Annotated in this window: 10 protein-coding genes; 9 read left to right on the forward strand and 1 reads right to left on the reverse strand. The window is 37.1% G+C overall.

Annotated elements, in window-relative coordinates:
- Positions 1-1,928: 1,928 nt before the first annotated feature.
- The 9 genes from thiC to ACFIJZ_RS01560 all read left to right on the forward strand — a co-directional run bounded on the left by thiC (position 1,929) and on the right by ACFIJZ_RS01560 (position 13,635).
- Complete coding sequence (gene thiC, locus ACFIJZ_RS01520) at positions 1,929-3,764, forward strand: phosphomethylpyrimidine synthase ThiC (RefSeq protein ID WP_273791113.1); 1,836 nt, start codon at positions 1,929-1,931, stop codon at positions 3,762-3,764.
- Complete coding sequence (gene thiO / locus ACFIJZ_RS01525) at positions 3,761-4,711, forward strand: glycine oxidase ThiO (protein ID WP_273791114.1); 951 nt, start codon at positions 3,761-3,763, stop codon at positions 4,709-4,711. The genes thiC and thiO overlap by 4 nt, the downstream gene beginning before the upstream one ends.
- Positions 4,712-4,714: 3 nt before the next feature.
- Positions 4,715-4,912 (forward strand): sulfur carrier protein ThiS, encoded by a 198-nt coding sequence (gene thiS / locus ACFIJZ_RS01530; protein ID WP_375630804.1) that lies wholly within the window; start codon positions 4,715-4,717, stop codon positions 4,910-4,912.
- 4 nt (positions 4,913-4,916) lie between these two features.
- The gene (locus ACFIJZ_RS01535) at positions 4,917-5,690 is read left to right on the forward strand and encodes a thiazole synthase (RefSeq protein WP_273791116.1); all 774 of its coding nucleotides are present in this window, start codon (positions 4,917-4,919) and stop codon (positions 5,688-5,690) included.
- Entirely contained in the window at positions 5,687-6,292 is a 606-nt protein-coding gene (locus tag ACFIJZ_RS01540; protein WP_273791117.1) for a thiamine phosphate synthase, read from the forward strand. Before ACFIJZ_RS01535 ends, ACFIJZ_RS01540 begins: the two co-directional genes overlap by 4 nt.
- Positions 6,283-7,041, forward strand: a complete 759-nt coding sequence (locus ACFIJZ_RS01545; RefSeq protein WP_273791118.1) for a hydroxymethylpyrimidine/phosphomethylpyrimidine kinase — start codon at positions 6,283-6,285, stop codon at positions 7,039-7,041. The genes ACFIJZ_RS01540 and ACFIJZ_RS01545 overlap by 10 nt, the downstream gene beginning before the upstream one ends.
- A gap of 446 nt (positions 7,042-7,487) precedes the next feature.
- Positions 7,488-8,327 carry a uracil-DNA glycosylase family protein gene (locus ACFIJZ_RS01550; protein WP_273791211.1) on the forward strand — a complete coding sequence of 280 codons (840 nt, stop codon included), beginning with the start codon at positions 7,488-7,490 and terminating at the stop codon, positions 8,325-8,327.
- A 73-nt stretch (positions 8,328-8,400) separates the two neighbouring features.
- Positions 8,401-11,028: an aminopeptidase N gene (pepN, locus tag ACFIJZ_RS01555; RefSeq protein WP_375630807.1), complete on the forward strand. Its 2,628-nt coding sequence runs from the start codon at positions 8,401-8,403 to the stop codon at positions 11,026-11,028.
- 285 nt (positions 11,029-11,313) lie between these two features.
- Entirely contained in the window at positions 11,314-13,635 is a 2,322-nt protein-coding gene (locus ACFIJZ_RS01560) for an ATP-binding protein (protein ID WP_375630809.1), read from the forward strand.
- On the opposite strand, the gene ACFIJZ_RS01565 is transcribed toward ACFIJZ_RS01560, so the two are convergent.
- On the reverse strand, positions 13,632-14,156 hold the full coding sequence (locus tag ACFIJZ_RS01565; RefSeq protein ID WP_375630811.1) for a methylated-DNA--[protein]-cysteine S-methyltransferase: 525 nt from the start codon (positions 14,154-14,156) through the stop codon (positions 13,632-13,634). The genes ACFIJZ_RS01560 and ACFIJZ_RS01565 overlap by 4 nt on opposite strands.
- Positions 14,157-14,261 lie beyond the last annotated feature (105 nt).

Consider the following 14,261-nt stretch of genomic DNA (forward strand, 5'->3'; position numbering starts at 1 on the left):
TGATCTATTCTACAAAAATATAATACGTATTGATGAATCAACAAAACCAACACTCAAAAAGAAAGATGGGAATATGAGTTTTGGAGATCTTATCGTATGCAGTATATTAGGATTTTTGTTTACAATCTTTTCATTGGGGGGGGGGATGCTTAAAATCGTTACAGTAGAATTAAAAAAAAATATTTTAGGTGTCCTTTTCTATTCCTTCCAGCATTTACCTCACTATTTAGTATAATTGCACTACTTAAATATGATCTTTTTAACAAGATTTAAAAGATAAGCTGTTTTTATATCCTTCATAAGGTGCATAACGAGTTTTATGATGTGAGTGGAGTAATGCAAAGCGATTATAGAATGCTATGATACTGCAGATAAAGAATTCACTAACGAATTTATTTATGAATCTCTTGTCAACACATTTGTCTATCTTTGGGGTGCACCAATCATCACTGGCTGTATAGCTGCAGCTTTTATATGGCTACCATTTATAATACTGTTAATAATAGTAATATTGGTGGGAATTTGGTTACTCTTCCTCATAATTCCCTACTTATTCAAAAATTGGTTTTCGGCTTTATTAATCATCATTATAATAATTCTTTGTTTGTGTTTATTTTAATTATTACCTATTTTAGTGTTTAAAATTTTTTTTGACGCAAATTTTCTCAATTTTTCTCTTGTTGTATTATAATAATAAGAGCACTTCATTATAATTAGAAAGCTTTTTGTATATAATTAGTGATTTCTTATCTGTAATATTGTTGCACGATATCACATGACACTTGAATAACTTTACCTTGAAAACAAAGAGCTTTATGTCTCAGAAAATGAATTTTCACCTCGTCTTAAGCTAAAACACAGCGCTTTGCACGCATTTCTATTGCAAACTAATTAATGAATTTACGTATACTTTTGTGCTGAGATACATCCTTTTGCTTTCCTCTCTCTTCCAACTATTTAAAATTGTTGATGAAATTTCAAGATAAAAAGCCTTTGTTCATTTTCATCATCATTTTTTAATTCAGCTTACGATTTTCAAAACATTCAAAACAATATTATTTTTAATAATAAAGATTAGGTATTGTTTCACGCTTTTGTTTATCGCATTCTTAATGGGAACATCCCCCTCATGAAGAATATAATGCCCCAAACAAAATATAATGATATTGCATATTACGCACTTTTTTAAGAAATATTGCTCAAAATATACTCCTTTTATTTTACGACAGCGCACGTCAATAATAAAATAGTAAGCCATTATAGATCATCAGCGTTAAGCTTTTGAAGATACAAGCTGGAACCCATTATACATTTTACTGTCCCCCACGTTTTGACAGTCCTCACATCTTAGAATGTTCATTAAATGACATTTGGCTTCCTTTCTTCAAGTGTTTTGCCCCATACGCCCCCACTTATGACGTGCAAGGAAGTGATTTTATATGAAAAAATGTATGATGAGAGAATCTTATGGTATTCTGAGTTATTATTTTAATATGAAAAAAATCTCAATCAGAGCCATAAACTATCTACTTTTTCCCTGATAATCCGTTTTTAACTTTATTCTGGTTTATAAAAGCTTCAATATCATAGTTTATCACTTCATAATATCTATTTACACTCTTAAAAACACACCAAAATCGTTTAAAATATATTTTTATGATTGACAATATAGATATTTAAGCCAACCATATTCGTATTAACAAAAATACTTCAAGTGGGAGGAGGCATGCAAATATTAGAATAGATATTGTATCAATTTTCAAAATAACTTTGCTTGAGCTGTATTGGATTTTCTTTGCTACAAAGCAATATTATTCCTATTCACCCGAATGCTCGTGATTGATAATTTGAATACATCTCCATTAACATCGTAACTCCATTAACATCGCAACCTATTTTTGAACTCTGTGTCTATAAGGAAAAAGTTTGTGCAGAAAAATACTCCATCAATCAGTTGTAGCCCCTTTCCCGCTTCACGCAAAATTTATCAACAGAGCCTTCTCTTTTCTGATGTGCGCGTACCATTGCGTGAAATTTCACTGACTGATGGCAGTGGTGAAAAACCTTTAAACGTCTACGATACTTCTGGCCCCTACACAGATAAAGATATGATCATTGATATTACAAAAGGCTTGCCGGCAATTAGCTTGCCTTGGCTCTCTAAGCGGGATGATACTGAAACTTATCCTGCACGATTAGTTAAACCTGAAGATAATGGATTGACTTCTGATAAAAACCTTACACCAGCCTTTAAACAAAAACGTCCTATTTTACGAGCAAAAAATGGCAAAGCAATTACACAAATGGCTTACGCACGCGCAGGCATTATTACCGAAGAAATGGAATATGTGGCTATACGAGAAAATGAAGGATTAGCAGTAAAAGAACGGCAGAATGTACCATCAAATGAAACATTTTCTGGATCAATACCAGAAATTTATACTGCCGAATTTGTTCGCAATGAAATTGCTTGTGGACGCGCCATTATTCCACAAAACATTAATCATCCAGAGTGCGAACCCATGATTATTGGGCGTAATTTCCGTGTTAAAATTAATGCCAATATTGGTAATTCAGCAGTAACGTCATCTATGGAAGAAGAAGTTGATAAAATGGTTTGGGCCATTCGCTGGGGAGCAGATACAGTTATGGATCTCTCTACAGGACGAAATATTCACAATATTCGTGAATGGATTATCCGAAATTCTCCTGTGCCCATCGGAACAGTCCCTCTTTATCAAGCACTCGAAAAAGTACAGGGTATTGCCGAAAACTTAACATGGGATATTTTCCGTGATACCCTTATTGAGCAAGCAGAGCAAGGTGTTGATTATTTTACCATTCATGCAGGATTAAGATTACCATTTATTCCTATGACCATTGATCGTGTAACAGGTATTGTTTCACGAGGCGGTTCTATTATGGCAAAATGGTGTCTCCATCATCACAAAGAAAGCTTTCTCTATGAACATTTTGATGAAATTTGTGATGTTGCAAAAACATATGATATCTCTCTTTCATTGGGGGATGGATTGCGCCCTGGCTCTATTGCCGATGCCAATGATGAAGCCCAATTTGCAGAGCTTAAAACTTTGGGAGAATTGACAAAAATTGCTTGGAAAAAAGATGTACAGGTTATGATTGAAGGTCCTGGGCATGTCCCAATGCACAAAATTAAAGAAAATATGGAGCAACAATTAGATCTTTGTCATGAGGCGCCTTTTTATACTTTGGGACCTCTTACAACGGACATTGCTCCTGGTTATGACCATATTACATCAGCAATTGGTGCCGCTATGATTGGATGGTTTGGAACTGCTATGTTGTGTTATGTAACACCTAAAGAACACCTAGGACTCCCCGATAGGAATGATGTAAAAACTGGTGTGATCACTTATAAAATTGCTGCTCATGCCGCTGACCTTGCTAAAGGTTTGCCTAGAGCACAATTGCGCGACAATGCTCTTTCGCGTGCACGATTTGATTTTAGATGGCACGATCAATTTAACCTTTCTCTTGATCCAGAAACAGCCTGTGCCTTTCATGATGAGACAATGCCTAAAGAAGCCCATAAATTAGTGCATTTTTGTTCCATGTGTGGACCAAAATTCTGTTCTATGCGTATTTCCCATGATATTCGTGAGGCAGCTGCAATAAGAAAAACAAAAGGGGAAGGTATGATCGCCATGGCCGAAAAATATCAGAAAAATGGTGACCTTTATATGGAAACTGTTCCTCCTCAAAAAAAGAAAGTAAACAGTTGAAAAACATTCTTATCAAAGGTGCAGGTGTAGGCGGCTTAACAGTTGCCTTTATGTTACAGCAAAAAGGTGCTTCTGTTACTGTATCGGCCCCCCCTCATTCACCTATAGGAAGTGCTAGTTGGTATGCAGGAGGAATGCTTGCACCTTACTGTGAAAGGGAAAGTGCAGAACAAATTGTTGAAGATCTTGGTGTACAAGCTATACAATGGTGGCGTAAAACGCTCCCCAACCTTGTCATACAAAAAGGCACTTTAGTGGTTGCACCTACACGAGATAGAGGAGAGCTTGAACGATTTTCTGTGCGTACGCATAATCACAAAACCGTAGATAATACAGAAATAGCTCATCTTGAACCAGATCTTGCGGAACGTTTTAACTGTGCACTCTTTTATGAAAATGAAGCCCATATTGATCCTCGCAAAGCACTTATGGCTTTAAAAGAAAAGCTTCTCAACAATGGAGCCTGTTTTGTTGATGTAGAAATAGCTGAAAAAAAATTTGATATTGTTATTGATGCGACAGGAATAGCACGTTTAGGAAAAGATAAAAATATACGGGGCGTACGTGGTGAAATGCTTCTCGTGCGCTGCACCGATATTAAAATTTCGCGTCCAATTCGTCTTCTTCATCCACGGTTTCCTCTCTACATTGTACCTCGACAAGATAATATTTTTATGATTGGTGCAACGATGATTGAAAGTGACTTTGATGGTGCAATCTCTGTAAGATCAATGATGGAACTGCTCAACGCGGCTTATACTTTACATCCTGCTTTTGCTGAAGCAGAAATTATTGAATCTGGCGTTGGTGTTCGTCCATGTTATCCTAATAACTTCCCTTCTGTGCATAAAGATGGTAACTTTATTTCTATTAATGGATTTTATAGACATGGTTTTCTGTTGTCTCCAGAAATGGCAAAACGAGCAATGGAATTGGCATTGGAATAAAACATGCAAGTATTTGTTAATGGTGAAACAGTCCAAACAGAAGTTATGACTCTCGGTCTCTTGCTTGAAGAATTGGGGTATGAAGGAAATTGGCTTGCAACTGCTGTTAACGCTGAAGTTGTTCCCATAGATGCACGAAGCCAATTTGTCTTGCATGAAGGAGATAAAATTGAAATTTTAAGCCCAATGCAAGGAGGCTAAAATTATGCTGAATCTTTATGGACGACAATTCTCTTCCCGTCTTCTATTAGGTACAGCGCAATATCCTTCACCAGCAATCCTTCGTGATGCTATTCATAAATCGAATACGGAAATTGTAACTGTTTCCTTGCGCCGTGAAACTGCAGGTGGAAAACAAGGTGGACAATTTTGGAAATTTCTTCAAGAACTTGGGGTAACAGTGCTTCCTAATACTGCTGGTTGTTATACTGTTAAAGAGGCCGTAACCACAGCCCAATTAGCAAGAGATCTTTTTAAAACGGCTTGGATTAAACTCGAAATTATCGGTAATTCAGATACCTTACAGCCAAATATTTTTTCCTTAATCGAAGCTGCTCAAATTTTAAACAATGAAGGTTTCAAAATTTTTGCCTATACAACGGATGATCTCATTGTTGCTGAAAAACTTTTTGACATTGGTTGCCGTGTTATTATGCCTTGGTGTGCTCCTATTGGTTCTGCCAAAGGACCTCATAATACTGATGGATTGCGTTCTATCCGTGCTTACCTTCCTGATGCTACTCTTGTTATTGATGCCGGCATTGGACGCCCATCACATGCCGCCATTGCGATGGAACTCGGTTATGATGCAGTACTGCTTAATACCGCAGTTGCTAAAGCAGGTGATCCTGTCTTAATGGCTGAAGCATTTTCTAAAGCTGTTCAAGCAGGACGTATGGGATATAAAGCTGGCATGATCGAAGCACGCAGTGTAGCAGTCCCTTCAACGCCAATCATTGGAAAAGCAGTATTTTCATGAAACTGGATCCATTTTACCTCATCGTTGATAACGCTGATTGGATTGAACGTTTGCTTCCTCTTGGTATCAAGCTCGTACAATTGCGTATGAAACATGAAAATCAACAAATAATCCGTCAACATATCAAGCGTGCAAAAAACATATGCAATAAATTGGGAGCACAATTAATTATTAATGATCATTGGGAAATAGCAATTGATGAAAAGTGCAATTTTATTCATCTGGGACAAGAAGACCTGAGCAATGCTGATCTTCACGCAATTCGTAAAAGTGATATAAAAGTTGGTCTTAGTACACATGATGAACATGAATTGGATACCGCACTCTCTGCTAATCCTGAGTATATTGCACTTGGTCCTATTTATCCGACAATCTTAAAAAAAATGAAATGGATGCCGCAAGGATTAGAGAAAATCAAACAATGGAGAAAGCGGATTGGTGCTTTACCTTTGGTGGGTATTGGTGGTTTAACACCAGAACGCGCAGTTGGTGTTTTAAAAGCAGGAGCAAATAGTGCTGCTGTTGTGACTGATATTATCCTCCATAAAAAACCTGAAGAGCGTGTACAGCAGTGGATAAAAGTGACACAAACATGGCGTTGATACCTTCCATTCTTATTGTTGCGGGCACTGATCCAACAGGAGGTGCTGGTATTGTTCGTGATATAGAAACCTCTGCGCATTTTCAAATAAAAGCAAATTTAGCAATTACTTGTGTTAACGTACAAGATGATAATCGCGTTGTCGAAATCATTCCAATGCGTGGAGACCTCGTCGCTGCGCAAATGCGTGCTGCCCTAGAAGCAAATCCAATAAGCGCAATAAAAATCGGTATGACGGGGACAAAAGCAATTATAGCAGCAATCTGTAACGTACTCAAAGACTATCCCCATGTTCCAGTTATTTTGGACCCTGTACTTGTCGCTTCATCAGGAGGAAAACTAATAACGGAAACAATCATCGACACTATGATCGATAAACTGCTTCCTCATGTTGATCTTTTAACACCGAATAGAGAAGAACTCGCTCTTCTTAGCCAAAGTCCATTGGCATCTCATGATAAGCAAGCAATACAACAAGCAAAAAAACTTTTGTCATTGGGAGCTCGCTCTATTTTAGTAAAAGGGGGACATGCGGAGGGGCCTCTTGCAATTGATAGCTTCATTGACAAAACTGAAGTCATAAATATCTCTACTCCACGTTTAAAAGGAACAATGCGAGGAACAGGTTGCATTCTCTCAAGCGCTATTGCAGCGCATTTAGCATTAAATGAACCTCTCATTTCAGCGGTAAAAAAAGCAAAAGAATATATCCACACATTGCTTTTAACCCATTGTAAAAATAGTTTATAACGTCTTAGTATTTTTCTCATATAAAATTAATATTTATATATTCATTAATATATTTATTTTTTAATAAAAATTATTTAAAAAATATAATAATAAAAAAAAATATACTTTATTTTATAAATAAAATACTACAAAAGTAACTTTCATTAAGTATTAAATATATAATACAATGATAACAAATATTATAACACCACTTGCATTCAGTAAAAAAATCTTTTATTATGAATGAGTTTAGTCTGTTTAAAAAGTTGAAATAGCGCAATTTAAACAAATTGTACATTTAAAGATGTATATAATCGCGAACACTCGCATTTTACGATTTGCCTTTTTTGTGAAAAGAGAGAATCCTATCAGCGTTCTTATACATTAATGGCTAGCGAATACATTTAATAAAACTTGAAGGATAATTTTGTTTGATCTATAATCGCTAGATCATTAGAAAAAGTAAAATGTTAAATCAAACGCCGTGCTCAATTTCCTATGAAGAACTCTTAAACTTTTATAAAGAAAGTGGTGCGGATGCCGTTCTGACGGATTTCCCTATTGATCGTTTTAAGCAGTCTGCTTGTTCAGAGAGAAAATTAATATCTGTCGTGAACATTTCTCATAATCAACAAGCATCTCCCAAAACATCTCCAACCGTAAAATTAGATCATCATCAGCTGCATAACTCTAGGACTATACAAAATGAATCCACAGCTATAGAGAGTGCAAAAAGTGCCAAGACACTTGATGAATTAAAATCTGCTCTCCTTGCATTTAATGGCTGTTCATTAAAATTGACAGCAAAAAATACCTGTTTTTCAGATGGAACAGCAGGAAGCCCCCTAATGCTTATAGGCGAAGCACCAGGACGAGACGAGGATATACAAGGAATTCCTTTTGTGGGAAAAGCCGGGATGTTGCTTAATAAAATCCTCGCATCAATTGGCTTAACAAGAAATAATGTTTACATTGCCAACACTATTCCTTGGCGTCCACCAGGAAATCGTACACCAACACCAAGAGAAGTTGCCTTGTGCCGCCCTTTTATTGAACGGCACATTTATTTAGCGCGTCCTCGTGTTCTTATAGCACTGGGAGGTGTTGCTGCACAGTTTCTTACTGGATCTCAAAATGGGATTATCCGAACAAGAGGGAAATGGCATATCTATGAAAGCGAGGATAATATAAAAATACCTGTTATGCCAACTTTCCACCCAGCCTACCTTCTTAGAACCCCTAGTCAAAAGAAGCTTACATGGATAGACTTCTTAGAAGTAAAAAATCGCCTCGACAGCCTTTTGTAATTCTTTAATCCTATCTTGCTTCTAAAATTAACACACCCTTCTTTAACTCTTAAAATACAAATGGGAAAAAACTATGAAACAGCCAATAACATCTATTTATCGTTTGGAAGACTACCAACCAACCCCTTACGTTATCCCTAAAACACAACTTTCTTTCCAATTGGCACCGACAAAAACCTATGTTACAGCCATATTGTCTATTGAATCCCGTCACGATACAAAAGAATTAACACCTCTTGTTCTTTCTGGTGATGATCTTACTTTAATTTCCGTTTCTATTAATGATGAGATATTAGCCCCAAACACTTATAAAGTGACGCCTTCACGTTTAGAAATTACAACGCCACCAACGGCTCCTTTTACATTGAAATTGGTTACAGAACTGAATCCTGAAAGCAACCGCCAACTTATGGGGCTTTACCTTTCAAATGGTGTTTATTGCTCACAATGCGAATCGGAAGGTTTTCGTCGTATTACTTATTTTTACGACCGCCCAGATGTTCTTTCTACCTATAGAGTGAAAATTGAAGCAGATTCCCAAACAATCCCAATCTTGCTTTCCAATGGTAATCTGGTGGAAACAGGAACTTTAGAGAATAATCGCCATTTTGCCATTTGGGAAGATCCTTATCCCAAACCATCTTATCTCTTTGCTTTAGTAGGTGGAGATCTTGATAAGTTAGAAGACCATTTTACAACTGTATCTGGACGACGTATTGAGCTTGGTATCTATGTAGAAAAAGGAAAAACCGAACGCGCAACCTATGCAATGGATGCTCTTAAACGTTCCATGCGTTGGGATGAACAATGTTTCGGACGCGAATATGATCTTGATGTTTTCAATATTGTTGCTGTGTCCGACTTTAACATGGGAGCAATGGAAAACAAAGGCCTTAACGTTTTTAATGATAAATATGTTCTTGTCGATCCTGAAACAGCAACCGATCAGGATTATAGAAATGTTGAACGTGTCATTGCACATGAATATTTCCATAATTGGAGCGGTAATCGTGTTACCTGTCGCGATTGGTTTCAACTCTGTTTAAAAGAAGGATTCACTGTTTATCGTGATCAGGAATTTTCATCAGATCAAAATGTACGCAGCCTACAGAGAATTGAAAATGTAAAAGCATTAAAAGCAACGCAATTTGCAGAAGACGCAGGACCTCTTGCGCATCCTGTACGTCCTCGTCAATATAGCCAAATTAATAATTTTTACACCACAACTGTTTATGAAAAAGGTGCTGAAGTTGTTCGCATGATACGAACTATTTTAGGTCCTATTCTGTTTCGTAAAGGCACTGATCTTTATTTTCAACGTCATGATGGACAAGCTTGTACAATTGAAGATTTTATTACCTGTTTTGCTGAAGTGTCTGGTCAAGACTTCTCCCAATTCATGCTATGGTATGAACAGGCAGGAACACCCAATGTAGAAATCGATAGTCATTATAGCGATGGTGTTTTAACAATTCATGCAAAGCAACATATTCCCGCAACCCCACAACAAAATACAAAAAAGCCCATGCTTATCCCTATCGTATTTGGCTTGTTAGGACCTAACGGAGAAAACCTCACCTATGAAGCAGATACAGATATTCAATCAGATGTTATGCTTTTATCCAAGGAAAGCCAAACGTTTACATTAAAGGGACTGCGTGAAAAACCCGTTTTATCACTGCTGCGGGACTTTTCAGCACCAATCATTCTACACACTCCATTCAATGAAAGAGAACTTATTTTTCTTGCACAACATGATGACAATCACATCAATCGCTGGCAATCTCTTAATCATTTAATGACGCAAGCTTTGATTCAAAGCATTCAAGATAAAACACAAGAAAAAGCAACTCTCTCTTCTGCTTTGCTAAAGCTGATTGAAACGATCATAACAGATGAAACCTTAGAGCCTGAATTTCGTGCCTTCTGTTTAAATTTACCTAGTGAAGTTGAGCTTGCTCATACAATCGGTAAAAATATTGACCCAGATCGTATTCATTATGTCCGCAATCAGTTTTTAGCTTCACTTGCACAAACTCATCAAGAGCTCTTAACAAAATTCTATGGACAAATGCAAACCCAAGAGCCCTATTCACCAAACACTGCACAAGCTGGAAAACGAGCATTAAAGAATATCATACTGGATTACCTTTCCATTGCTGAAGCTAATCCAAATCGAGCTGCTATACAATATGCAACAGCTGATAATATGACTGACCGTATGGCTAGTATCGCTGTTCTCGTGAAGCGTTTTAATGAAAGTGAGCAGGCACAAAATGCCTTAAATGATTTTGAAAACCGCTATCGGCATGACCCTTTGGTCATGGATAAATGGTTTTCTATTCAAGCAATGGTTGCTGGCACATCAACACTCGAGAATGTTCAAAAGCTCATGCAACATCCGCTTTTTTCACAAGATAATCCTAATCGTGTACGTTCCCTAATCGGTGTTTTTGCCTCTAACAATCTCACGGGCTTTAATAGGATGGATGGAGCGTCTTATCATTTTCTTTGCCAAGTCATTTTGGAAATTGACAAAAAAAATCCACAGCTTGCTTCACGATTATTAACAATGATGCGCTCTTGGCGACAATTAGAACCTATTCGACAACAAAAACTTGAAACTGAATTAAAAATGATTGCTGTTGCGCCAAAATTATCAAGCGATGTTGCTGATATCATTAATCGTCTGCTCACTTAAAACAAAAAATTATTTTAAATCAATATGCTATAATATTTTTTAAAATAAATTCTATAAACTATTCGATCATCATTAAACCTATAAACAGGTAATCTAAGCCTGTTTATAGGTCACGTTTAAAGTGCTTTTTTCTTTTCATATTCCAAAATTATAAAAGTAAAATTATTTTTTTAAAAAAAAGACTGGACAGAAGACTCCTGTTTTGATTCATTGCACTCGATGGGGTTACTATGAATATCGAAGCAGTTTTTAAATCACATTATTCCAGAATTAAAGGAACGCGAGATGGCTAAATTGGACGCATATAATGCGCCAAGGGAGGTGTATGCTGATTCAAAATCAAGCGCTCAAAGTCGCAAGGAGCGGACAGAGCGTACCAATCTGTTTTCTGGTCCTGCCTATCAAAAACTTCTTTTTATTGAACCTTGGCTGCGACGTTCACTCCCATTTGTAATTCTTGCATTTCTTGTTACGCTAGCAGCGATCCGTTTCCTATCAATCTATGATTGGCGCAACACAATTGATAAAAACACGCATTCTACCATCACTCTCTTAGCTTCTCATATTACCAATACGATTGACCGTGACTTACTTGCAGCCACTCGACAAGGAAAAACTGCTGTTCTTTCTCATAATCATTTACAAAATATCCTGACTAATTTTCGTAACAAAGGTCTTATAAAAACCAGCGCTGTTATTGCTATTGTCGATCAAAAAGGCAATGTCCTAGCTTCATCAAGTTCCGAGATTGTCTTAGGAAAACCCTTACAGGATTTTACCTCTGAAAGCATTGCTTTACAAGCTCTAGGAAAACATGCTGGAATCATGAAAATTACAATAGGAAAAGATATTCCTGCTCTCGCTTCCTTTCAGCAAACAGAAAATGGACAATATGGGGTATTCATCAGTGAAAAAATGCAACATATTTACATGGAATGGCGGAAAGCTCTCTCGTTAAATATAACCATGTTTATTGGAACTAGTGGCGTTATCCTCGCTCTTCTTTATGCTTATTACAACCAAATTGTACGAGCACGCAAAACAGATCTTGTTTCAGAAAAAATTCAAAACCGTATTGATATGGCAATGATGCGTGGACGCTGTGGACTATGGGATTGGAATATGGCAAGTGGACGTGTCTACTGGTCACGAGCAATGTACGAAATGCTCGGCTATGTCCCTCAAGATGCACTGCTCTCAATTTCCCAAATTAGCGCCATTATCAATCCAAATGATGCGAATTTTTTTGATCTTGCTCAGGAATTAATGAGCGGTAAAAAGAAGCATATCGATATTAACGTTCCTATGCGTCATGCTGATGGTCATTATGTATGGATGCGCATTCGTGCCGAAGTTACTGAAGAAGAAGAACCCCATTTGGTTGGTATTTCCTTCGATATTAGTGAACAGCAACAATTGGCTGAACAAACAGCGCAAGCCGACCTTCGTATCCGTGATGCGATTGAAAACATTTCAGAATCTTTCGTTTTGTGGGATGCTGAAGGACGTTTAGTCATGTCCAACAGCAAATTTTGCGAATATGCCGCTATTCCTAAACAAATTCTCCAATCAGGTATCCAACGTGCAACGGTCGAAGCCATGGCACGCCCTGCACTCAGTGAATATCCCCTTAAAGATGATGGTACTGGTAACTTAACCAGTATTCGCCAAACGGCAGATGGTTGTTGGCTCAAAATTAACGAACGACGAACCCAAGATGGAGGATTGGTTTGTATTGGTACTGACATTTCTGAGCTTAAACAACAACAGGAAAAATTTGAAGACAGTGAAAGGCGTCTTTTTTCTTTCATTCAAGAACTCAAGCGCGCGCGAGGGAGTGCTCAACAACGCGCAACAGAAGTTGAAAAACTTAATAAAAGTTTGAAAGCAGAAAAAGAACGCGCCGAAAGTGCTAATAAGGCTAAATCAGAATTTTTAGCCAATATGTCTCATGAATTGCGCACGCCTCTGAATGCTATTCTTGGTTTTTCAGATATCATGTTGCAATCGACTTTTGGTCCTCTTGGTTCACAACGCTATAAGGAATATATGCATGATATTTACAATTCAGGAACCCATCTTCTAACCCTTATCAATGACATCCTTGATATGTCAAAAATCGAAGCAGGAAGATTTACGCTTGATTGTAAAAATACCGATCTTGAGCCCATCATTAGTGAAGCAGTACGAACACTAACACCTCAAGCTCAAGAAAAAAATATTGTTGTTACAACAAACATTACCCCAGAACTTCATGCTGAAGTTGATGGTCGTGCAATGAAACAGATTTTCCTTAATCTCATCTCTAATGCCGTTAAATTTACGCCTTCTGGCGGAAATATTGACGTCTGCGCTTTCAAGAAAAAAAATAACCTTATTTTTAAAATTACAGATACAGGCGTTGGTATTCCCCAATCAGCAATTAAAAAACTTGGGCAACCTTTTGAACAAGTCGAAAATCAGCTCACTAAATCTCATACGGGCTCAGGTCTTGGATTAGCCATTTCACGCTCCTTGCTAGAACTCCACAAAGGAAAACTTGAAATTACTTCAAAAGAAATGAAAGGAACAACTGTAACGATTATAATGCCCATCACACAAAGTTAAATTTTTCTATTTTGTTCCCGTTGTAGTAAAATCTGTTTCCGTTTTTCCCCCCAACGATACCCTGAAATAAAACCATTTTTACGCACAACACGATGACACGGAATGATAATAGCCAATTCGTTACGTGCACAGGCATGAGCAACGGCACGAAAAGCTTTCGGCATACCAATACGGCATGCTAAGATCTCATATGAAATTGTTTCACCACATGGTATATCACATAATACTGCCCATACTTGTCGTTGAAAAACTGTACCATTTATATCTAAGGGAAAATTATATTTTTTTACCAGCTTAGGTGTTTCTATCATGGCTATAATATGGGCAACTTCTCTCTTAAATGTATTGTCACCTACAACTTGTTGTGCATCACCAAAGCGTATCGTAAACTCCTGTAATAATTGCTCTATAGTGTCTCCTAACGCTATATGACAAATCCCTTTTTGAGACCTAGCCACCAAAAGCTTTCCTATTGATACATCTTTCAGACAGAATACTCTCGTTTGGGAAATATTCAGCATTTTAGCCTTCTTTATATTTTAAATAAGTCTTGAACATCATCCATAAAGTAAAAGGAGAGTATTCACTATCTTTAAAAAACAAACAAAATCATTCTGAAATTATAT

This window comes from Bartonella sp. CL70QHWL, assembly GCF_042194855.1.
Taxonomy (GTDB): Bacteria; Pseudomonadota; Alphaproteobacteria; order Rhizobiales; family Rhizobiaceae; genus Bartonella.